This is a genomic window from Bartonella silvatica (genome assembly GCF_040545155.1).
GTDB lineage: Bacteria > Pseudomonadota > Alphaproteobacteria > Rhizobiales > Rhizobiaceae > Bartonella > Bartonella silvatica.
In genome coordinates, this window is the sequence record NZ_JBEPLI010000008.1 from 40,849 (window position 1) to 61,611 (window position 20,763).

The following is a 20,763-nucleotide window of genomic DNA, read 5'->3' on the forward strand; positions in this document are numbered from 1 at the left end:
ATGTCTTAAGTGGAGGGGTTTGTCAGAGACACCTGCGCTGGGGCGTTCTATGGTTGTTGTTTGGGGGTTTTGTCTGGGCGTTCAATATAACGACGTGGCGTTAAGGGAAGGGAGGAGGAACAGCGATAGCGATAGGTCTTTTGGTCAAACCAAAGACCAACCTTTCCTTCAAAATCACCAGAACGTTGTTTGGCAATATTCATAATAACGCCTGGGCGTGTAGCGAGATCCTCTTTTTCTTCTTTTAATGATGCAGAAAAAATTTTGTCTTCTAGGGAACGATTGCGCCAAATGGTGATGATATTAAAGGCATTGGCACCAATTTCGGAGGCACCTTTGATGTCTTCTGTGCCGGGAATGTCTAAACCGCCTTTGCGTGCATGGGCGACAAGATGAATATGCACATTGTGCAAAATCGTCCAATCAATGATTTTATAAACGGCTTGTTCTTGCCCGCTATAATCATCAGAGGCAATGCCTAGGCGCATTAAACTGTCGATGATGAATTGATCACAGCCGTAGCGAGCGCGGCAATAGTCAAATACATCGAGTAAGGCGTCCACACTCGATTTACCAACATGTTCATAAAGAATAAGCCCATCATCTAAAAAATTCAAAATCCGTTCAATCATCTCTTTTGTTGGTTGTTCTAGACCTCCTGTTTGTTTCGTTAAACGGCGCAGCGATTGTTCTCCTTTCATTTCTAAAGAAGCTAAACAAAGACGACTCTTTTGTGAAATCCAATGGGGAATGCAGTCTGATAACAATTGGCTTTTTCCCGCACCGCTCGCACCGCTCCACAGGGTTAATTCTGCGGGGCGAAAATGTAATTTGCCATTGAGCTTGGGGTAGGGAACGGTATAGCCAAGATGCTGTTCGGGCTCTGGCCAAAATAATCCGATCACTTGATCTTTATAGTCTGAGGCGCGTCGTAAGCCTTCTGGGGCAAAGCTTTTTGCGGATGCAAAGGTGGCGGCTATGGTGGCGCTATCAATGCCAGCTGTTAAACAGTCATTGGCATCTTTGCGGGGGAGGCGTACACGGTAACAACGATGACGCCCAAGCCTGCTGGCAATGTAATGTGCTGCTTCTTCACCTGGTTTATCCATATCGGTGGCTAAAAAAATGGTTTCAAAAACGTCTAAATGATCAAATTCATTTTCAATCCAATTGTGTTTGCCCCCCGTACCGCCTCCAAATGGTACCGATACTGCTGGGTATCCATAAGCGGCTAAGGAAAGGGCATCGATTTCTCCTTCGGTGATGACAATCGTCCGGTTTTTTGAAGAAAAATCTTTATTTTGAGAGACAGGGGATGCGGGTGCGTGGTGTGCGGATGTGGGGTAAAGTGCTTGCCAACCGAACAAAATGGGTTCACATTGTGAGGTCGTTGGTTTTGTTTTTGCTCCCGCTTGCGCTTGGCGTTCTTTGACCAAGGCGAGAGTCCCGTCAGGCTTATAAAAGGGGAAAATGATCTTATCGCCATTTTCTCCTATGCGGTAACGCTTTAAAATTTCAAAAGGAATAGCGCGCTCTTTATTTAAGTAGGTTTTTACTAAATTTTGTGGTGTTCTCTCTGTGGGCAGAGTGGGACGTTGATAAGAACGATGAGGCGCCATAAAGGGTTTGGGGCGTGTGAGATTCAGTATGGAACGGGCTTCTTCTAAGGCTTGAGAGAGGCTGATATTTTTCACTTCACACCACAGATCTAAAAGGTCACCGCCTCTGCCTTCTGCAAAGTCATACCAAAGCCCTGCTTTACTGCCGCTTAAACAAACCGATAGGCTTTGTCCTGCTTCACCGTGTGTATTTCCGACGATCCAATTATTGCCACGTTTTTGCCCCCGTGGCAGCAGCATTGCGGCGATAGTTTCTGCTTGTAGGAAAAGTTTTTGTTTGATCTCAAAAATGGTGCTCATGGTCATATCAGTGGTTGCATTCTAGGGTTATGTTTTATCTCGAAGTTTGGGTTTGTGGTTTGGTGTGCCGATGTGCGTTGCGGTTTGATTTTAGGGTTCTTTCTTGGTTGTTCGATGAGAGGTCAGAGGTTTTTTTAAGGATGTTTTGTGCATGCTGGCAGAAGCATTGCGGTGATGGTGGCAGTTTTGCGCTGTTGGTTGGTGAGGGTAGTTGTTGCTCTCAGAAATCATGCTCATGTGTGATAATTAATCAAACTCCGATACAGGGTATCATTGTCGTTGCAATGTGGTTTGGAGGAAGGGGGCGAGGATAAAACAGCAAGTTTTTCTTGGTGTTCTTTTAAACGTTCAATTTCTCGGCGAAACCAATTGCGCCATGTGGCTTGCCAGTCGACCTTGAATGCTTCTTTGCCACTTTTGGCGTGCCAGTAATCGCGAAATTTTCTTTCTTGCCAATGGGCTTGCTCTTCACTTAACCCTTCGGCAATTGCCGCATCAATATCGGCTTTCCAATCAGCGGGAAGGCGTTGTCCTTTGAGAATTGTGGTGCGGCTTTTCGTTTTGCTGCGTGCACTTGTGGGCATAGAAGCTGTGGTTGTGGGAGCATGATGTGGCACTGTGTGCGCATGGCTTTCTGCATTTGTTGGGGTGTGTTGTTGTAAGGGGGCGCTTGATGGGGGACTTTTTGGGCTTGCTGGCGTTTTTGTCTGTCCTCTCTCCTCTTTTGTCCCCATTAAACAATTTTTCTTTTCTAAAACACCGTTAGGTGTTTCATTTTCTTCTCTCTTCTGAGCTTCTGAGCTTTGTTGATCATTCCTTGCTTTCTCGTTGAGCAGATGTTGAAGTTGATCATTGATTTTTTTGCGTTTTTTAGCCGATGAACGCCCCGCAAAGGATTTTTGTTCAAGCAATTTTGCACGCTCATGAAAGATATTTTCACAACGCTTATTCCACAAACCATTGTCTAATTTTAAAATCTTTCCCTCTTCGATTAACATTTTTAAAACATTCAAAAATGTTCGCTTGTCACAGCCGCAAAGACGCGCTAACCGTTCCGATGAGAGCTCTAATGGACGACCGCGGGCATACATTTCATTAAGAAGAATCGTATAAATTCCAATTTCATGGGCGCGCATTCCACGCACGCCTCCTAGAAAATCATTTTGATACCAACAAACATAAGGAAGCGTAGATGATTCATAGTAAGACGTTTTTGATTCATTGACTTGTGTCATGTTTCAATCCACTTTCTTTTTTTCTCTCATTCCCGTTAAAAAAAATCAGATAAGATATCGTAATATCTATGGAAATTGGGTTGTCGTTGTTTCGTTTGCTCTTTTCATCTTGTTGCGGCTGCTTCTGTTAAATGATAGGCACTATGAAATCATTTCATCAAGACAGTAGATATTTGCCTCATGGAGATGGATCAGTCTTAAAGTTTGGGCATTATGTCGATCGCAAAGGATAAAGAATGAAATATTTTTAAATAGAGGGCGTTTTCAGCGAGTACCTTTGGGCGTCCTTTGGGTGGTACAATGTTCTGGTAACTTGAAAATAAATGTTTATACCCCCTTTATAAAATGCAAAACTGGCTGCCTTAATTCTATCCTTTTTAGAGGATAATGCAAGTCCGTTTTATAAAAAGGACATGTTTTTTTTAAAAGATGCGCTATATGGTGAAAACATGGATATTGATGGTTGGCGACAAAGATTAAAGACTGCTCTTGAAAAAAGTGGAAGGTCAAAGAGGTCTGTATCCCTCGCAGCCGGTAAAGGTGCTGGGTATCTTCATTCCATTCTCAGCGAGGGAAAAGAACCGACAATTGAATCCCTCGCACGGATTTGTCATGAAATTGATATCAGTATGAATTATATTCTCTATGGACAGGGGGCGAGCCCCGAAGATAAAGAATTTATCGATCTGATTTCAAAGCTTTCTCCTGAGGAGAGGCAGGCGATTTTAACTCTTTTGCGCAGACCAATCGGCGAAGCGCCAAAATAATATCTTTTTGTGTTTTTAAATCAAGCTTGCACCATTCCTCTATCAATTCTAAATCACTCATTTTTAGTCCTCCTGTCTATGATGGTTACATTAATTAAGAACAAATAGAGAACGACACGGAGCATAGCGTAGATAAAATAAAACAAGCTTTCATTCACATATGTCGTTTGAACATCATAATGATTCAAAATATATCTTTTTTCGAGGATAAAAATAATTGACATCTCCCTAATAGAGGATATAAGACTAACGCTATATTCGGCCTTGTCAAGACAAAGTGGGGCTTTATAAACTATCTAAGGGGGGGAAATATGAAAAATATTCCATTCGTTAAAGAGGATGAGATCATCGTTATTCTTTGTGAAGATGGAAAAAATGAGGTCTATGAAGGGCCCGTTGATCAAATTGAAGAAGGACTCGAACTGATTGAGGAGTATGAAACGCTTTACAGACTTTTGCGTCTTGATCTTACAACACTTCACGCCGAGGATATTACGGAACAATTTGCTGAGGCTTATGTCGAAAATTATGAAATAAACGACCAAAATACACAACTTCAGCCATTCATTCTCAATAGTGATGCTTATCATGACTATCTCAATGCACAAGTGGCACGCGATTATGATGATCGTATCTATGGATCTTACGAAAAACAGCACCGTTTGCGCCCTTGTGATGTCTTAAATGATTACTGGTGGTAAGAAAATGGCACATTATCTCAAAACTTTTTATCAGGGGTTTCCGCTTTATTACGCTGGAAATATTCAAAATACCATCAAACTTGAATCTCAAAAACATCAGGCAATTCTTTATATGTCAAAAAAGGATGCCATGCGTGTTGCAGAAAATTTGGCACTCAAATATTGCCGAGATGATTTTTGTGTCGTGCAGCAGCATGAGTGAAACTTTTTAGCCCCATCAATGGAGAGCGATTTTGTGTGGTGGGGCGTTTTGTTTAGGCAGCAAAATGTTGCTCTATGGTTTTGGTGGCATTGTGGGGAATGTGGAAAATGCGGAAGTAGATGCGGAGGGGATGTGAGAGGTTCCAAAGCTGTGGGGTGTTTGGTTCGTGGGGCAGTGGGTTTGTGAGGAGGTAGATATTTGGGAGGGGCGGTCTGTGAAGAGATGTTTGGGGGCATTTGTGATGGGGCAGATGTTTTTGTGGCGTTCGAGATATGGAGCGGTGAGGTCTGCGGGGGAGTTTGTGCGGTGAAGGTGGGAATTCCGATAAGGTTGGGGGTGTATCCAGTGAGATCTATGAGGGGCAGATGTTTGGGAGGTGTCTTGGTGGTGTTCGGGGCGCTTGATTGAGGTGGCATCATAGAGAGCGATTTTGTGTGGCAGCGTTTTGTTTAAGCAGCAAAATGTTGCTTTATGGTTTTGGTGGCATTGTGGGGAATGTGGAAAATGCGGAAGTAGATGCGGAGGGGATGTGAGAGGTTCCAAAGCTGTGGGGTGTTTGGTTCGTGGGGCAGTGGGTTTGTGAGGAGGTAGATATTTGGGAGGGGCGGTCTGTGAAGAGATGTTTGGGGGCATTTGTGATGGGGCAGATGTTTTTGTGGCGTTCGAGATATGGAGCGGTGAGGTCTGCGGGGGAGTTTGTGCGGTGAAGGTGGGAATTCCGATAAGGTTGGGGGTGTATCCAGTGAGATCTATGAGGGGCAGATGTTTGGGAGGTGTCTTGGTGGTGTTCGGGGCGCTTGATTGAGGTGGCATCATAGAGAGCGATTTTGTGTGGCAGCGTTTTGTTTAAGCAGCAAAATGTTGCTCTATGGTTTTGGTGGCATTGTGGGGAATGTGGAAAATGCGGAAGTAGATGCGGAGGGGATGTGAGAGGTTCCAAAGCTGTGGGGTGTTTGGTTCGTGGGGCAGTGGGTTTGTGAGAAGCGGTTTGGGGCAGTTTGTGCAGTGAAGGTGGGGAGATACTTTGTGAAAAAACGGACGAGATTATAGAAAAGCAAGCTTTATATGTTTTGAAAAAATTGTTCAACTCCAAAATAGCGAATGTTGGAAAAAATGCGGTTGGAAAGATCTGAAGGGTTTCATCAAAAAAGCGTTTTAAGGCAAAATGACAAAATTATTGTGAGACAAAATGTTTTGTAACAGGGGGAGAAAGATCATGCCAATGATTATCGATTGTATTCAGGGAACAGAAGAATGGAAAAAAGCACGCAATGGGTTGATGACAGCTTCTTTGTTTGAAATGGTGATGGCACAAAAAAAACAAGGGCAAAAAACTTCAAAATATCATGCCGTGATGATGAAACTTGCTGGTGAAAGAATCACTGGAAAAACTGTTGATGAGGGCACAACATTGGCTATGCGACGGGGAATAGAGTTAGAACCAAGGGCACGGATTCTTTATCGAACGCTTACGCACACAGAGCCGGAATGTGTTGGGTTTGTTCTTGCAGATGATCGCATGAAAGGATTTTCTCCGGATGCTTTTGTTGGGACAAACGGCGTGTTGGAAATTAAAACAAAAAAACCGGAAATCCTTATTCCTCATTTCTACAAAAATGATTTTCCGGCAGAGCATAAAGCACAATGTCAGGGAGGGTTATGGATTGCTGAACGTGAGTGGGTGGATTTGATGCTTTATTGGCCAGATATGCCGCCTCTTATTAAGCGTGCTTATCGGGATGATGTTTATATTCGCAAGCTTGAGGGTGCAATTAACCGTTTTAATGAGGAATTGGAGCATATGGTGCACAAAATTAAGTCGGCTGAAACAGGATTTAGCATCAGAATAGTCAATGCTTTAGAAGATCAAACATGTCAGCAGCCGGAGAAAAAAGCAGGGCGGCGGCTGGGTGAGAGAAGAGTGGGTGTTGATGTGGTAGGGCGGAATAAGAGGCGGGGAAATAAAACGAGAATAATGCGTGGCAAGAGAAGGCGGGGAGCTGTTTAGCGTGCGCGAGGATTCGATGGTGCTGCGAGAGAGGATTGAACTCTCGACCTCTCCCTTACCAAGGGAGTGCTCTACCACTGAGCTACCGCAGCATTTTTCAATCTCTTGCGCCGTCTTGTGCCATATTGTCATAAAATAGGCAAGAGAACATTTGTCTATTCTTGAAAGAAAACCTCTCTTGTGTCATGACATAGATTCCAGAGACATCAATGTTTAAAAAAGCTCAACATTGTTTAAAAGGTTGTGCAATGACGCAAAAACAAGAAAAACAAAATCATAAAGCTCATCAAGAGCAAAAAGAAAAACAGCGCCAAGAAAGATTGGCAAAACAATTGCGACAAAATCTCAAACGTCGAAAAGAACAAAGTCGACAAAGAGCGCAAACCGAACCCTAAAAAGGCTTTTTACCATATCTTTGAAACCAAAGCTCTCCATGTTCATTATAGAATTTGGGAGATGTTTTTGATATCACCTAGCGCATTGTAAAAATATAAAATAACTTCCAAAATTTCCCAAGGGGGAAAAAACCTTTGGAAGGGGAAATACAAAGGGAAAGAGGGAAAGCATTATGGATTCTATTCAAATCATCGGGGGGAAAAAACTGCAAGGGACCATTCCTATCTCAGGAGCAAAAAACGCTGCATTGCCCCTTATGATTGCTTCTTTGCTTACTGAAGAAACGCTTACTCTTGAAAATATTCCTCATCTTGCTGATGTGGAGTTGCTCATTCGTATTCTTAATAATCACGGTGTTGGATACGCTGTGGATGGACAAAAATTTAACGATGATTGCAGCAATGCAAGAATCATTCATTTTGCTGCTCAAAAGATAGCGACAACGCATGCCCCATACGAATTGGTGAAAAAAATGCGTGCAAGCTTTTGGGTTATTGGACCGCTGCTGGCACGGTGTCGTGAAGCTTATGTGTCTCTGCCTGGAGGATGCGCTATTGGGACAAGACCCGTCGATTTTATCCTCGAGGGACTCAAATCTTTAGGGGCGCATATTGCAATCGAAAATGGATATGTTCATGCAAAAGCGCCAAAAGGATTAAAAGGGACTCACTATCATTTTCCTAAAGTCACCGTGGGGGGAACCCACGTGATGCTTATGGCGGCGACAATGGCAAAGGGGACAACTATCCTTGATAATGCGGCTTGTGAACCTGAGGTGGCAAATCTTATTCGCACCCTTAATGCAATGGGTGCAAAAATTATTGGTGAGGGAACAAAAACCCTTACTATTGAAGGGGTGCAAAAACTCCATGGGGCTAAAGCCCACGTGATTGCTGATCGAATCGAAGCCGGAACCTATGCAATGGCGGTGGCAATGGCTGGGGGAGATGTGTTTCTGCAAAATGCAAATCATAACCATTTAACCCAAGTGCTCAAAGTCTTGCAAAAAACAGGACTCGCTATTCAAATAGAAAATCAGGGAATTCACGTAAAGCGCGATCCTCGACAGACAAAAATAATGCCTGTTGATATTGAAACAGGACCGTATCCCGCCTTTCCAACCGATCTGCAAGCGCAATTTATGGCGCTGATGACACGGGCTCAGGGAACAGCGCATATTACCGAAACAATTTTTGAAAATCGTTTTATGCATGTGCAGGAACTGATCCGTTTGGGGGCACAGATAAAGCTCGATAAGCAGACGGCAACAATTATAGGGACAGGAAATCTACAAGGGGCGCCCGTTATGGCAACGGATTTACGTGCCTCTGTTTCTCTGGTAATTGCAGCATTGGCGGCAAAGGGAGAAACTATTGTCAATCGTGTTTATCATCTTGATCGTGGTTTTGAGAGATTAGAAGAAAAATTATCACGCTGTGGTGCGCGCATCAAACGGGTCACCGTTTAAGTTTTGTGGCTTTTTATGCCCTTGAGTGGGGGGCATTGCCTCTTATGCGGGCGCGCGTTGAGGCGTTGTTTTTGTGCCTCTTGGATGATGTTTGTGGAGTGTGAGGCAGCATTTTAGAGGTTTTTTCTTTATTTGTGGCTTTTCTATAGCTGTTTTTAGGCATTTCTGAGGGGGGCTCGCCTCTTGTTTTGCGATTCATGCTGTCTTTTGGAGGTGTGGCGAATGTTTCTTTTTGAGAGTCATTGGCATGAGAGATGAGATGTGGGGAAGATAAGATGTGGATGAAAATTTATCTCATAGAATAGAAAATCTACAAGGGATGTGGGGGATGGCAACGGATTGGCGTGTCTTCTGTTTCTCTGGTGATTGCGGCATTGGCGGCAAAGGGGGAAACCATTGTCAATCGTGTTTATCATCTTGATCGTGGTTTTGAGAGGTTAAAAAATTATCACGCTGTGGTGTGCGCATCAAACGGGGCCACCGTTTAAGATTTTGTGGCTTTTTATGCCCTTGAGTGAGGGCATTGTTTCTTATGCGGATTAAGACGATTCAGTGTTTTCTCTGCTGTTGAAGCTTTTGTATGCCAAATAGGGGCAAGGGCATGGTGTATCTCTGTTTGTGTAATCCCTGATACGGGCAAACAGCCTAATTGGGGTAAAATGTGAAGTTTTAAAGGTAAAAATCAATTCCCATCTTTGCCGTTATTCTTTAATTCAGCTTTACGGCTTTCAAAAGAATCTCGTGCAATATCTTTTAATAAATGGAGATTGCGCATTGCTTCATGCTTTTGTTTATTACGTTTTTTAATGAGGGCACGATCTTCGCGTAAAACAGAGCCCACCCCGTTGCCAATTCACGCGCTTGTTTTAAAGAGACATCTCTTAAAGCACCTAATCCCATTTCGCGACGGTGCCCGTGAATGGTATAACGATAAATCCACCCAGCACTTCCATCTTTACGCTGATGAAGGAGCATGCCGGCACCATCATACTGTTTGCTAGCTCGTGGGTGTTGCGACAGCCTTTGCTAAGATAAGTTCATAAGAGCCATTTTATTCCTTTCTTGTACAATTTGTATCCACGCGCTCACTCCGCTTGTGTTGTGCAAGCAAGCGATTTTGATTGTTTCAACATAAACAGATTTGAAATAAGAGAGTTTTGCGATATTCGGCGTTTTAATTCAATAGGAATAACGATTTATATCATTATAAATCAATATGTTATACACTAAAAATATGTTGTGCCTCTTTGGTGATGTTTGTGGGTGGGGTGTGAAGCAGCGGTTGAGGCTTTTTCTTTATTTGTGGCTTTTCTATGGCTGTTTTAGGCGTGTCTAGGGGGCGCTTTCTCGCCTCTTGCTTTGCGATTCATGCTACCTTTGGGAGGTGTGGCGAGTGTTTCTTTTTGAGAATCATTGGCATGAAAGATATTTGAAATCTTTATTTCATGGTGCTTAATGGACTTATCCTTTTAACAGATATTGGGGTCCTTTTAACAGATCTTGGTGGCAAAAAAGCTCAAAAATCTTTTCTTATAAACGACCACTCTTTTTAGGAAAAATATTGTTTAAAAATCTTCTTTTTTCAACTTGAAAAACCAAAAAGAAAAAGCGGGAGAAATAGTCTTGCTTCCTTTGATGAAAGGATCATCTCAAAAGTGACAAAGTATATTACCAAAAATCTGGAAGCTCAGGCTTTAAATGAGGACCAATGCGCACCGCTGAGACCTTTTCTGCAAGACCGGTGCGGTCTGAAATTTCAACGGCTAAACCACAAAGAGTGGCCGGTCCTTGTGCGGGTTCATAACGGTATTTCTTTTGCTTAGAAATAAAACGATTTAAGGGCTCTTCCTTCTCCATTCCTATAGAAGAATTATAGTCTCCACACATTCCGGCATCTGATAAGTAAGCACTGCCTTCTTCTAGGATTTTCGCATCTGCTGTGGGAACATGGGTATGCGTTCCAACGATAACACTGACACGACCATCAAGAAAATGTCCTAGACACTGTTTTTCGCTTGTCGTTTCTGCATGAAAGTCAAAAATAATAGCATCTGCTTGATCCATCAAAGAACAAGAAAATAAAATATTTTCAGCTATTTCAAACGGATCAATCACCTTACATGGCATAAAAATACTGCCTAAAAGATTGGCAACAAGAACACGAGCACCATTCTTGGCCGTAAAAATACCAGAGCCTTTGCCTGGTGTTTCCTCTAAAAAATTAGCAGGGCGTAAAAAACGATCACTCTCATAAGCATAGCGTAATGCTTCTTGGCGTGAAAATGCATGGTTGCCCGTCGTGACAACATCAACACCCGTTATTAAAAGGTCTTGATAAACCTCTTGTGTGATGCCAAAACCATGCGCTGCATTTTCACCATTGACAACGACAAAATCAAGTTGCCATTTCTCAATGAGCTTTGGAAGCTCTTCAAAAACAGCTTTGCAGCCTGTTGCGCCAACAATATCGCCCAAAAATAAAAAACGCATAGGCGTTTTAATCACACTTTTGCCTTTTAAGAAACCTTTTTTTGTAAAAATTCTTTACAAAACAAGATCATGTTGTTTCTTGCGGAATTGTTTCAACTTCTTGGCATAAAAATGCATCATTGCTTATCATGATAACATCACCTCCTGTCATTAAAAAGCCTTGATAAACCTTTTTTGTGATGCCAAAACCATGCACTGCATTTTCACCATTGACAACGACAAGATCACGTTACCATTTTCAATGAACTCTGGAAGCCCTTCAAAAACAGCTTTATAGTCTGTTGCTTCAACAATGGCACCCAAAAATAAAAACGCATAGGCGTTTTGATCACATTTTAGCCTTTTAAAAAACCTTTTTCTGTAAAAATTCCCTGCAAAACAAGATCATGTGTTTCTTGGGGAATCGCTTCCACTTCTTGGCATGAAAAACCTAAGCCTAATAAGTGAACTTTATGCCCCTGCTGTTTAAGAGTTTCAACAGTACGGTCATAATATCCTCCTCCATAGCCAAGGCGGTGGCATTGACTGTCAAACGCGGAAAGGGGAACAATAATAATATTGGGGATAACAACCGCATTTTCTATGCCTGGACCCAAAGTATCAAAGCGCATCCGCTCTAAAACCGTATGTTGTGAATAAGCACGAAAAACCATGCTGGTAGAATCAAGCACTGCTGGTAATGCTAACCGCCCACCACGTAACGTTATCGCCTCCAATAAAGGGCGAGGATCTATTTCTGATTTGATGGGCCAATAACCCGCTAGCATAAGGCGAGAAAAATCCTCTCTTCTTTCTTCCAGATAATGAACCAAATGAGAACAGGACTGCTGAGAAAAAATATTGCGCTCTGATTCAGAAAGAGCAGAACGGCGGGATAAACCGATCTTACGTAGCTGATTACGAAGGGATGAGGCGGATTGTGAGTGCTTTGTGTCTTCTACCATTATTTCGTCGATCATAATGTCTATTGTGTATGACATCTATTGTAGTCGTTGCAACGAAATAAAGTCAAACCTTTAGAAATATTGACAGACCTCTTCCCGCATAGAAATTAACTTATTGATGTAAAAAGGTGATCCACGACAGCCGGTGGAAAAAATTGACTCCGAGAACCTATACAAATAGGTGGGCGCCATATGAAAAAGCCCACGAGCTTCATCAGGGACAGCTCCCTTGGAGATCATTAAGGTCTCAGGAATACGTTATTTCCTGTCGAGAAGCGCAGAACACCGACCCCATTATAAAACAGTTTGAAATCTTCTGCTAGATGTAAAATGTCTTGTTCTCTCTTTTGCAGAGATTGAGACAACTCTTTTTCGGTCAAAGCTTTTGGTTAAATCTTCGTGTGTTTTTATCCCTTTGATCATGAGGATAAAATGACAGTTTTTATCATTTGTAGGTCATAAAGAGTTAGAAGCCTTGAGGGGGTATAGAGGCTTTGCTTTGTTTCTCAAAGTGTATACGCTCTCTGCGTGGTTTAAGCATCAAAGCTTGGTGGCGTGGAAAGCAAAACAAGTAAAGAGAGTGGGGCAGAGTATAAGGGTATGGAGGGTAGGTGAGCATGTGCAGGGTAGGTGCAGGGAAGGAGGATGGATGGGGGGATGCAGGGTGGATGAAGAGCACGCGGGGTCAATGAAGAATATGGTGGGTGAGCAGGATATGCGCGGCGCGTGATATATGCGGGGTGGGCGTCATGCGTTTGGATGTGACGTGGATAAAGGAAAAGCTTAAAGTTTCGTTGGCAACTTCCGATTACAGAGGTTGCGGTGATTGTTCCTCTAAAAGAGTCTCAACGCGTTTTTGTAGTTTTTGCATTTGCGGATAATATTTAAGGGCTGTTTCATAGGCTTTAAGGGCAAGTTCTGGACGCTCTGTCGCTTCCATGACGATCCCAAGTTCAAAAAAGGCTATGTAATTGCGTGGTTCAAGTGTTAAAGCTTGGTTAAGGTCAAGCATGGCAAGCTTAAAATCGCTCATTTGAATATGAAGCCATGCGCGTCTTACCCAAGCTTCCGCATAGTTGGGTAAAAGTGCAAGTGCATTATCAATATAATCAAGTGCTAGGCCATAGTTATCGGAATTAATCGCATTTTCAGCCCAAGACATTAAAAGATCAATCGTTTCACTGCCCGATTGTGACCATAAAAGCTGAAGTTGCCGACTTATTTTTTGTGATTCACGAAAATGAGCGCAAAACTTTAATTCTTTCAGCAGACGTACAATCTCTGCTTCTTTGCGCTGCTTAGCTTGTTCAGTAGGAGAAAGCTGCGATGTATCAAAGTCTTCAAGAACGGTTGCAGATGAATCAGGCGCAGGCTTTGATGATTCTGAAGGTGGTCCGTTGGGGATGAGATCATCTAAGGGCAAAAACAATTGGGGAGAAGGGTGATCTTCAGGCAGGGAAGGCACTTTTTGACCATATGAAACACTATTCAGACAAAAACTGCCGGAAAAAACACTGAAAAAAAATATCAAAGAATAAAAAAAACTTCCCCGAAAATCAGAAATTCGGAACTGTAAAGCTTTCAAAAAAATAAAAAAACGCATAAAAACAAGTCCTCAAACGATAAATTGTCAGACAACGGACCTGCATGCAAAAAGAACCTGCAACAAAAAATGCCAAAAAATAAGAAATTCAATGCCTGCCAAAAAGCAGGCACAAAAACATTATCCTTGACGGGCTCTAAAACGCGGATTCGTTTTATTGAGGATATAAACACGACCCTTGCGACGCACCAAACGATTGTTACGGTGGCGCTCCCTTAGTGCTTTAAGTGAATTCTTAATTTTCATCATACTCACCGTTTATATATTTTCTTACATAAAACCAACACACCATGATGCGATCACTCTCATATGACAACACATCGCGGTGTTAAATAATATTTTGCTCCGTTCTTGCAACTGCAAGACCACACATTTTTCTCTGTAGTCATAAAACAAAAACACACCCTTTAAAGGGGCGTGCACCTATACATTCCATAACTACAACGAATAAGTGAAAATCGCAAAATAACAGAAGTTCTTTTAGCAAGAAGTCTTCTTTTTGTCAAGGAAACATTCCTTATAATTTCTTGATGGCGTATGAGAGAGAAAAGAAAACATTTTAAATTAAGAGAAAAAAGTTAGTTTGAAAAATGAATTTATTGCTTGGGGGGTTGGCTTTTTTCTAAAAACGAGGAACTAAATATTCACCATAAAACCGGATGGGTAAACTATATTCAATAGATTGATTTATAATGATCATCTATTGCCCACGCATATTGAATGAAAATCCCGAATATCGTGAGATTCTCTCATTTATTTGAAATTTGTTTATCTTGAAGCAAACAAATCATTTGTACGTCACAAGTGGGGCTGATGTGTGGGTAAAAAGGAGAAAAGATATGCCTCTTATTGTCTTTATGCAAAAGCTGTTGCTTGTCTTCATGCTAGGGCGACACCTACGAGAAAGATGAAACGCGCTGTTATGGTTAACCCTTCTTTTTTCGATGAAAAGACGTTCGCGGTATGAGAGTATGAGGTGCGATTCATTGCCTTCAATTGTATCAACGGTATGATAGGATGGCTTTATGACGGAGTGGTTTTGGGGGTATGAGGCGAAATATTGGGGAGGGAGATAAGTTATGTCTGGGAGGGAGACAAGTCATTGCAAATAAAATGATCAGAAAATTGAATAAAAGAACGGACAGGTCAAATCTGCTCGAATGAACAGGCCAGAAATAGGGATTCGATGTTTGACCATAAAATTTCTTGCTATCCTTGCTATAAATGAGAGGGAGGATTTTATTCTTAAGCAGAGATCGGTTGGATATCATGATCAATTTGCTCTTTACGTATAGAACATAAAAATGTGGTAGAGCATTAAAGGACATCTGTGAAAATCTGTCAGGATCATGAAATATGAAGCCCGTTATGGTAAGCAGCGTAACTGCACGAAAGAACGCTATAAAAGCGTGAGACAATGCGCCCTTTCTCTTTTTTACAAGCTTTTTTTACAAGGCATCGTTGTTATATCATCTCATGTTTTATAAAAAGCATCTCATCTCTTGCCGATTTTATGATGTTGGTGGCTGATTTTATGATGTTGGTGATTTGAGAGAGTGCGTGCTTTTGTTGTTGCTTGACAAGCAACACGTCATCTTAATGGTCGCCGTGTGTTTGCTCAATCCTAGCAGTATGTTTGAGAGTAGGATTGAGGTGAATGAAAGCTCTGTTTACTGTTGCTGCTTTTCTATCTGAGGTGAGAGAAAGTGTATTGCGTCTTTTTGGGTGATGTCATTTCTGCAATCGGAAGACAGTCTTGGGCAGAATATAAAGCTGTAAAGACCGGAGAAAGTCACTGGTTTGCTGTCGTTTTTTCATTGTGCTTTATGGCTTCCAAAAATGGAGTGATTCAATCAATGGAAATGATGTATTTCTTCACGCTTTTGTTTCTTTCTTTTAAGAGGGGTAGCCTCTCATGAAGAACAGAATGCCACAGGGTTGTACATTCATGGGCTTTTTTAAGAAACATCTCTCAAAGAGCATCCAAGTCCATTTTGCGACATGCTTGTGACGGATATAACGATAAATCTACTGAGCCCCCATCTTTACGCTTATAGAGAAGTAAGCTGGTACTCTCATATTATTTTGCCAGCTCGTGGATGTTGCGACAGCCCTTGCTAAGATAAGTTCATGAGAGCTTCGTCCTTTCTTGTACAGTTTGATCCACATGCTCATCCCACTTGTGACCTGCAAGCAAATGGTTTTGATTGATATAACATAAACTAGTTTGAAATGAGAGAATCCTACGATATTCGGGATTTTCATTCAGTATGGGTAGGCAATAGATGATCATTATAAATCAATGTATTGAATTCTGTTGTCCAGTTCGTGGGATTGTAACAGTTTTTATATTGAGATTCTTCATAAGAGGCATTTCTTTAAATGTTTGGATTTGCAAGATAATTTCACTTGTGATGTGTGAGAGGATGGATCTGCTTCAAGATAAACAGATTTGTCGTGAGAAAAATTTACGATATGAACGTTTCTCACTGAAAAGGTAAAATGCTTATCAATCAGTATCTTATCTCTTATCCGTAAAAGTGAGAGAAGAAAGTGGAAGTAAGAAAGCTTGTTCCATGAAAGGGAGGCGGTGGAGAGATGGTGTTGGTGAGGGGGATCTGCTGTGTTTGTAGGAGGGAGTGAGGCAAGCTCTTTTGTGAAGTTGGTGTGAAGCTGGAAATAGGGGGGCACTGTTGCGAAGATGGTGAAGGGGGCGTTTTGGCAGATAGTTTTAGGGTATTTTGTAAGGTGGGGTTGCTTCTTAGGACAGGCGAGAGGTTTTTGGTGGAGAGGGTGTGTCTGTGAAGGCTGACGGTGTTGGTGATGCGGGCTGTTTTGTTTGTGGTGGGGGAGTGAGGCAAGCTCTTTTGTGAAGCTGGTGTGAAGCCGGAAATGGTGGGGCACTGTTGCGAAGATAGTGAAGGGGGCGTTTTGGCAGATAGTTTTAGGGTATTTTGTAAGGTGGGGTTGCTTCTTAGGACAGACGAGAGGTTTTTGGTGGAGAGGGTGTGTCTGTGAAGGCTGACGGTGTTGGTGATGCGGGCTGTTTTGTTTGTGGTGGGGGAGTGAGGCAAACTCTTTTGTGAAGCTGGTGTGAAGCCGGAAATGGTGGGGCACTGTTGCGAAGATAGTGAAGAGAGCGTTTTGGCAGATAGTTTTAGGGTGTGTTGACGGTGTTGGTGAGGGGGCTGCTGTGTTTGTAGGGGAGAGTGAGGCAAGCTCTTTTGTGAAGTTGGTGTGAAGCTGGAAATAGGGGGGCACTGTTGGGAGGGGCGTGAGCGTGGTGCTCTTAAAAAAGAAACCAAAAAACGATGGTTTCTTTTTCATCTTTTGATTGTCTATGAAAGCGTTTTCTTAAAAGATTGTCTGGCTAGAATTGGGTGGCTGGTCCTGTGAGCTGGATAACGTGTCCCATTTTGCGTTGTGGTTGAACAGAGCTTTTGCCATATAAATGAACGGATGTACGATCTTGCGTGAGAAAATATTTGAAATCATTAAGATTATCGCCGAGAAGATTGATCATTTGGCAGTTGCTGTGTCGATAGGGACTCCCTAAAGGAAGCCCACAAATGGCGCGGATATGCTGTTCAAACTGTGAGGTGACGCAGGCTTTTTGTGTCCAGTGACCTGAGTTGTGAACACGGGGTGCCAATTCATTCACTAAAAGATGATGGTCGAGAAGAACAAAAAACTCAATGCAAAGAACACCAACGTAATCTAAGCTATCCATGACCGTGACACTGATTTCTTGCGCCGTTTTTTGCACGCTAAGCGGAACACGTGAGGGCACAAAGGATTTATGAAGAATGCCCTTTTTATGTTGATTTTCAGGGCAATCATAAAAAATATGTTCCCCTTTCTTCGTGCGCGCTGAAAGAACTGAAATTTCTGATAAAAAAGGAACAATTTCTTCTAAAATTAAAGGATGTCCCTGAAAAGTCATTAATGCTTCATCAAGAATTTTTTCATGGGGGTGATCGAGCATAAGCTGATTTTTTCCATCATAGCCAAAACGACGTGTCTTTAAAAGACCGCGATTGCCGAGGGAAGAAAGACCTGAAAGGAGAGAATCATCATCATCAACAGCGTACCATGATGCTGTACGGATCCCTTGCTTTTGCAAAAACTGTTTTTCAAAAAGCCGATCTTGTGTGATTTCTAAGGCTTTAGAAGAGGGATAAACATTTTTGGCTTTCTCTACATACTGAACCGTTTGAAGTGAAAGATTTTCAAATTCATAGGTTACAACATCACACAGAGAAATGAAATGGTCTAATGCTGAGCTATCATCATAAGGTGCAACAATATGCTCGTTTGCTGTTTGGGCTGCTGGACAATTTGCTTCAGGGCAAAAAACGACCGTTTTAAATCCTAGTTCTGCCGCTGCTATTGCAAGCATTCGTGCCAACTGCCCTCCTCCTATTAAACCAATTGTACCTCCCGGTAATATGGTGGAGACAGAGGACGTGTCGGTTGTGTTTGTTGCTGCGGCTGTGTCAGAGGAAAGAAAAGAGTCTGAAGTTTCTGTCATTTTAAGCCTCAGTGATTGGGGTTTGTGCTACATTGTCTGTTTGTTGCTGACGCCAATCTTCTAAACGCTGGGCGAGGCTTTCATCGTAGGGAGCCATAACAGCGGCAGCTAAAAGCGCTGCATTGATAGCTCCTGCTTTACCAATCGCTAATGTGCCAACTGGTATGCCAGCTGGCATTTGCACAATTGAAAGGAGAGAATCTTGGCCAGATAAGGCCTGCGATTGTACTGGAACACCAAAAACTGGAAGAGGTGTCAAGGCTGCTAGCATACCAGGAAGATGTGCTGCACCGCCTGCTCCGGCAATCAAAACTTTAAAACCGGCTGCTTTTGCCCCTTTCGCAAATTGGTAAAGACGTTCAGGGGTTCTGTGTGCTGAAACAATATGCGAAACGTGAGAAATACCCAAACATGTCAAAATATCTGCGCTATGATACATGGTTTGCCAATCGGATTGACTCCCCATTAAAATCGCAACATCACATGATTTCTTTGTCATTTCACACCCTTTTCAAATGGTTAAGGCGATTCTTTTTGTTTACTCTTGATAAGATTTTTATACCCTCTTTGCAAAGTTAATTCATGACAGAATAACAGTTTTTTCAAGCAACATTGAACGTGCATGATTTTACACCTAGCGCATTTGCAAAAACTGAAAAGAAGAGAGAAACTTTTCCGTTATCAAAAAGAAGTCTTTTTTTAGAAGAGATAATAAAAATTGAATTTTTCTTGATATTTAAGAAAAAGAACGATCAAGTTTGTTGCTTTTGGCAATATGATGCACTTCTTTTAAGTAATGAAAAATAAAGATCAAAAAAATATGAGAAATAAATAAAGTAAAAATTTTCTCTTTGCGTTGGAAATAACAGCTGTTGTGCATGATTGGTTTTGGTCAATGATGATATGCAGGAATGATGTGCAGGGGATAAAATCATCATTTTATAAGTTTTCCCAAATTATATATGGTGGAGGGGATGTGAAGGCAATAGCTGTGGGGTTTGAGATGTCTTGTGGGGTGTGAACAAAGGTGGGGGGAGGATGGTGGGAGTGTTATTGATCCTTGGGGGTGTGTGGAGGTGTGCGTGTTGAAAGCCTTCTTGTGATGGGACAATGGAAGGGGGACTGTGAGATGAGGATGTTATCGGAGGAGTTGGTTCAGGTAGGCAGATGGGGAGTGTATGATGTTTTGAGATGTCTCGCGGAATGGGGGCATAAAGGGGCGCGTATGAAAGGTGTGTATGGGGGTATGTATGGCTTGATGCTGTTTTAGCGTCTGTGCGTTGGTGGGAGAGAGAATGGAGTATTCTCGTTGAGATGGAGGAAGCCTGTGTGAGATATGGATATTTGAAAACGGAAAGTGCATGTTGAGGGAATTTTGAGGGGAAGAGCTTGCTTGAGGGTGTTTTGGCATTTACGAATTGGTGGGGGTGAGGGGGAGACGTTTCTGACCGGAAGGGGACAATAGGGATGTCGTCCCATGTTAGAGAATGGTCGGAACAGTGTTTGCGGTTTTGGGATGTTGGGTATTGGAGGGGAGGCTATTGTAACAAGGTATTCATTTATAAGGATAATTTATTGTTTTGTATGTTGAGTGAAAGTCCCAAATATCGTATGCTTCTTTTATTTCAAACTTGTTTATCTTGAATTAATAAAAACCCTTCGCTTGCACCTTACAAGTGGGATGAGTGTTTGGATAAAATTGTACAAGAAATAAAAATGGCTCTTAATAAATCGTCTTAATGCAAGGGCTGTCGCAATATCCACGAGCTGACAAATAGTGTGATGGAGCCGGTTTATTACGCCATAAGCGTAAAGATGGAGGTATTGGGTGGATTGACCGCTTCTTCATGAGTGCTGTTGCGAAATGAGTTTGGGGGCTGCAATGTTTTTTAAAAAAGCTCATGAATGGATAGCTGGGTGGCGCTCTGTTTTACGTAAAGGGCGTGATCCCATGAAAGAACGCAATAAACAAAAGCGTGAAGCAATCACTATTATGAGAGGGATATTGACTGTGTTTGCAGAGTGAGTGCGTGTTGAAAGCCTTCTTGTGACGGGGCAATAGAAGGGGGACGTGTGGGGTGAGGATGTTATCGGAGGAGTTGGTTCAGATGGCAGGTGGTGAGTGGGAGAGGATGTCAGGGGCGCGTATGAGAGGAGTGTATGGCTTGATGCTGTTTTAGCGTTTCGTTGATGGGAGAGAGGATGGGGTATTCTAGTTGAGATGGAGAAAGTTTGCGTGAGATGTGAATGCTTGAAAATCGAGTGCAGATGTCGAGAGAGGTTTGGGGGTAAGAGCTTGCTTGGAGCGTTGTGCTTTCGCATTTGCGCATTGGTGGGAAAGAGGGGAACATTTTTTCGTGAAGGAGACAATAGGGATGCTGCCCATGCTAGGGGAGGGCGAGGGGGTGGTTTTAGCAAAATAGTGTTTGGGCGTTGGAGCTGGAGAGGAGGAAAGTCTCTTGTGGGATGTTTATTGTGTTTGTGGGGAGGTAAGGGAGT

The 20,763-nt window shown here is 42.4% G+C and carries 19 protein-coding genes, 1 tRNA gene, 1 other RNA gene and 3 pseudogenes; 11 read left to right on the forward strand and 13 right to left on the reverse strand.

Features of this window, described 5'->3' with window-relative positions:
- Nucleotides 1-47 precede the first annotated feature (47 nt).
- A complete protein-coding gene (locus ABID23_RS04580) occupies nucleotides 48-1,919 on the reverse strand; it encodes a bifunctional DNA primase/helicase (protein ID WP_354189820.1) in 1,872 nt (623 codons plus the stop codon).
- 233 nt (nucleotides 1,920-2,152) lie between these two features.
- Nucleotides 2,153-3,154: a YdaU family protein gene (locus ABID23_RS04585; protein ID WP_354189788.1), complete on the reverse strand. Its 1,002-nt coding sequence runs from the start codon at nucleotides 3,152-3,154 to the stop codon at nucleotides 2,153-2,155.
- 449 nt (nucleotides 3,155-3,603) lie between these two features.
- Between ABID23_RS04585 and ABID23_RS04590 the strand changes: the two genes are divergently transcribed.
- The 4 genes from ABID23_RS04590 (at nucleotide 3,604) to ABID23_RS04605 (ending at nucleotide 6,832) form a co-directional block, all read left to right on the forward strand.
- Nucleotides 3,604-3,921, forward strand: a complete 318-nt coding sequence (locus ABID23_RS04590; RefSeq protein ID WP_354189790.1) for an XRE family transcriptional regulator — start codon at nucleotides 3,604-3,606, stop codon at nucleotides 3,919-3,921.
- 311 nt (nucleotides 3,922-4,232) lie between these two features.
- On the forward strand, nucleotides 4,233-4,622 hold the full coding sequence (locus ABID23_RS04595) for a hypothetical protein (protein ID WP_354189792.1): 390 nt from the start codon (nucleotides 4,233-4,235) through the stop codon (nucleotides 4,620-4,622).
- Nucleotides 4,623-4,626: 4 nt separating this feature from the next.
- The gene (locus ABID23_RS04600) at nucleotides 4,627-4,824 is read left to right on the forward strand and encodes a hypothetical protein (RefSeq protein WP_354189794.1); all 198 of its coding nucleotides are present in this window, start codon (nucleotides 4,627-4,629) and stop codon (nucleotides 4,822-4,824) included.
- Between the two features lie 1,216 nt (nucleotides 4,825-6,040).
- Complete coding sequence (locus ABID23_RS04605; RefSeq protein ID WP_354189796.1) at nucleotides 6,041-6,832, forward strand: lambda exonuclease family protein; 792 nt, start codon at nucleotides 6,041-6,043, stop codon at nucleotides 6,830-6,832.
- A gap of 17 nt (nucleotides 6,833-6,849) precedes the next feature.
- Here the strand turns inward: ABID23_RS04605 and ABID23_RS04610 are convergent.
- Nucleotides 6,850-6,924 (reverse strand) — tRNA-Thr (locus ABID23_RS04610).
- A gap of 156 nt (nucleotides 6,925-7,080) precedes the next feature.
- Here ABID23_RS04610 and ABID23_RS04615 point away from each other — a divergent pair.
- The 3 genes and pseudogenes from ABID23_RS04615 to ABID23_RS08170 all read left to right on the forward strand — a co-directional run.
- Entirely contained in the window at nucleotides 7,081-7,227 is a 147-nt protein-coding gene (locus tag ABID23_RS04615) for a hypothetical protein (RefSeq protein WP_354189798.1), read from the forward strand.
- A 173-nt stretch (nucleotides 7,228-7,400) separates the two neighbouring features.
- The gene (gene murA, locus ABID23_RS04620) at nucleotides 7,401-8,696 is read left to right on the forward strand and encodes a UDP-N-acetylglucosamine 1-carboxyvinyltransferase (protein WP_354189800.1); all 1,296 of its coding nucleotides are present in this window, start codon (nucleotides 7,401-7,403) and stop codon (nucleotides 8,694-8,696) included.
- A gap of 304 nt (nucleotides 8,697-9,000) precedes the next feature.
- A pseudogene (locus ABID23_RS08170) lies at nucleotides 9,001-9,210 on the forward strand (carboxyvinyltransferase); the annotation flags it as partial.
- A gap of 24 nt (nucleotides 9,211-9,234) precedes the next feature.
- Here the strand turns inward: ABID23_RS08170 and ABID23_RS04630 are convergent.
- The 5 genes and pseudogenes from ABID23_RS04630 to ssrS all read right to left on the reverse strand — a co-directional run.
- Nucleotides 9,235-9,716 (reverse strand): annotated as a pseudogene (locus tag ABID23_RS04630) (integrase arm-type DNA-binding domain-containing protein); the annotation flags it as partial.
- Between the two features lie 648 nt (nucleotides 9,717-10,364).
- Nucleotides 10,365-11,186, reverse strand: a complete 822-nt coding sequence (locus ABID23_RS04635; protein WP_354189822.1) for a TIGR00282 family metallophosphoesterase — start codon at nucleotides 11,184-11,186, stop codon at nucleotides 10,365-10,367.
- 67 nt (nucleotides 11,187-11,253) lie between these two features.
- Complete coding sequence (locus ABID23_RS04640; protein WP_354189804.1) at nucleotides 11,254-11,382, reverse strand: hypothetical protein; 129 nt, start codon at nucleotides 11,380-11,382, stop codon at nucleotides 11,254-11,256.
- Nucleotides 11,383-11,521: 139 nt separating this feature from the next.
- Nucleotides 11,522-12,130, reverse strand: coding sequence for a 5-formyltetrahydrofolate cyclo-ligase (locus tag ABID23_RS04645; protein ID WP_354189824.1), 609 nt, complete (start codon nucleotides 12,128-12,130; stop codon nucleotides 11,522-11,524).
- Between the two features lie 126 nt (nucleotides 12,131-12,256).
- Nucleotides 12,257-12,417: non-coding RNA, 6S RNA (gene ssrS / locus ABID23_RS04650), on the reverse strand.
- A 212-nt stretch (nucleotides 12,418-12,629) separates the two neighbouring features.
- Here ssrS and ABID23_RS04655 point away from each other — a divergent pair.
- On the forward strand, nucleotides 12,630-12,860 hold the full coding sequence (locus tag ABID23_RS04655; protein ID WP_354189806.1) for a hypothetical protein: 231 nt from the start codon (nucleotides 12,630-12,632) through the stop codon (nucleotides 12,858-12,860).
- A 78-nt stretch (nucleotides 12,861-12,938) separates the two neighbouring features.
- Here ABID23_RS04655 and ABID23_RS04660 read toward each other — a convergent pair whose 3' ends face one another.
- Both ABID23_RS04660 and ykgO read right to left on the reverse strand, forming a co-directional pair.
- On the reverse strand, nucleotides 12,939-13,733 hold the full coding sequence (locus ABID23_RS04660) for a tetratricopeptide repeat protein (protein ID WP_354189808.1): 795 nt from the start codon (nucleotides 13,731-13,733) through the stop codon (nucleotides 12,939-12,941).
- A gap of 120 nt (nucleotides 13,734-13,853) precedes the next feature.
- Nucleotides 13,854-13,979, reverse strand: coding sequence for a type B 50S ribosomal protein L36 (gene ykgO / locus ABID23_RS04665; RefSeq protein ID WP_011181208.1), 126 nt, complete (start codon nucleotides 13,977-13,979; stop codon nucleotides 13,854-13,856).
- A 1,460-nt stretch (nucleotides 13,980-15,439) separates the two neighbouring features.
- On the opposite strand from ykgO, the gene ABID23_RS04670 reads away from it, so the two are divergent.
- A complete protein-coding gene (locus ABID23_RS04670; protein ID WP_354189810.1) occupies nucleotides 15,440-15,652 on the forward strand; it encodes a hypothetical protein in 213 nt (70 codons plus the stop codon).
- Nucleotides 15,653-16,094: 442 nt separating this feature from the next.
- Here ABID23_RS04670 and ABID23_RS04675 read toward each other — a convergent pair whose 3' ends face one another.
- The 3 genes from ABID23_RS04675 to purE are packed head-to-tail and all read right to left on the reverse strand — an operon-like array spanning nucleotide 16,095 to nucleotide 18,763.
- On the reverse strand, nucleotides 16,095-17,060 hold the full coding sequence (locus tag ABID23_RS04675) for a hypothetical protein (protein ID WP_354189812.1): 966 nt from the start codon (nucleotides 17,058-17,060) through the stop codon (nucleotides 16,095-16,097).
- 43 nt (nucleotides 17,061-17,103) lie between these two features.
- Nucleotides 17,104-18,264: a 5-(carboxyamino)imidazole ribonucleotide synthase gene (locus tag ABID23_RS04680; RefSeq protein ID WP_354189814.1), complete on the reverse strand. Its 1,161-nt coding sequence runs from the start codon at nucleotides 18,262-18,264 to the stop codon at nucleotides 17,104-17,106.
- A 1-nt stretch (nucleotide 18,265) separates the two neighbouring features.
- Nucleotides 18,266-18,763: a 5-(carboxyamino)imidazole ribonucleotide mutase gene (purE, locus tag ABID23_RS04685; RefSeq protein ID WP_354189816.1), complete on the reverse strand. Its 498-nt coding sequence runs from the start codon at nucleotides 18,761-18,763 to the stop codon at nucleotides 18,266-18,268.
- A gap of 1,227 nt (nucleotides 18,764-19,990) precedes the next feature.
- On the opposite strand from purE, the pseudogene ABID23_RS04690 reads away from it, so the two are divergent.
- Both ABID23_RS04690 and ABID23_RS04695 read left to right on the forward strand, forming a co-directional pair.
- A pseudogene (locus ABID23_RS04690) lies at nucleotides 19,991-20,254 on the forward strand (integrase); the annotation flags it as partial.
- Between the two features lie 306 nt (nucleotides 20,255-20,560).
- A partial coding sequence (locus tag ABID23_RS04695; RefSeq protein WP_354189818.1) for a hypothetical protein occupies nucleotides 20,561-20,763 on the forward strand: 203 nt, incomplete at its 3' end.

Bases quoted from the DNA above. Each gene is read 5' to 3' on its own strand.
- ABID23_RS04580 (WP_354189820.1), bottom strand. From the start codon at position 1,919: ATGAGCACCATTTTTGAGATCAAACAAAAACTTTTCCTACAAGCAGAA.
- ABID23_RS04585 (WP_354189788.1), bottom strand. From the start codon at position 3,154: ATGACACAAGTCAATGAATCAAAAACGTCTTACTATGAATCATCTACG.
- ABID23_RS04590 (WP_354189790.1), top strand. From the start codon at position 3,604: ATGGATATTGATGGTTGGCGACAAAGATTAAAGACTGCTCTTGAAAAA.
- ABID23_RS04595 (WP_354189792.1), top strand. From the start codon at position 4,233: ATGAAAAATATTCCATTCGTTAAAGAGGATGAGATCATCGTTATTCTT.
- ABID23_RS04600 (WP_354189794.1), top strand. From the start codon at position 4,627: ATGGCACATTATCTCAAAACTTTTTATCAGGGGTTTCCGCTTTATTAC.
- ABID23_RS04605 (WP_354189796.1), top strand. From the start codon at position 6,041: ATGCCAATGATTATCGATTGTATTCAGGGAACAGAAGAATGGAAAAAA.
- ABID23_RS04615 (WP_354189798.1), top strand. From the start codon at position 7,081: ATGACGCAAAAACAAGAAAAACAAAATCATAAAGCTCATCAAGAGCAA.
- murA (WP_354189800.1), top strand. From the start codon at position 7,401: ATGGATTCTATTCAAATCATCGGGGGGAAAAAACTGCAAGGGACCATT.
- ABID23_RS04635 (WP_354189822.1), bottom strand. From the start codon at position 11,186: ATGCGTTTTTTATTTTTGGGCGATATTGTTGGCGCAACAGGCTGCAAA.
- ABID23_RS04645 (WP_354189824.1), bottom strand. From the start codon at position 12,130: ATGGTAGAAGACACAAAGCACTCACAATCCGCCTCATCCCTTCGTAAT.
- ABID23_RS04660 (WP_354189808.1), bottom strand. From the start codon at position 13,733: ATGCGTTTTTTTATTTTTTTGAAAGCTTTACAGTTCCGAATTTCTGAT.
- ykgO (WP_011181208.1), bottom strand. From the start codon at position 13,979: ATGAAAATTAAGAATTCACTTAAAGCACTAAGGGAGCGCCACCGTAAC.
- ABID23_RS04675 (WP_354189812.1), bottom strand. From the start codon at position 17,060: ATGAAAAAGAAACCATCGTTTTTTGGTTTCTTTTTTAAGAGCACCACG.
- ABID23_RS04680 (WP_354189814.1), bottom strand. From the start codon at position 18,264: ATGACAGAAACTTCAGACTCTTTTCTTTCCTCTGACACAGCCGCAGCA.
- purE (WP_354189816.1), bottom strand. From the start codon at position 18,763: ATGACAAAGAAATCATGTGATGTTGCGATTTTAATGGGGAGTCAATCC.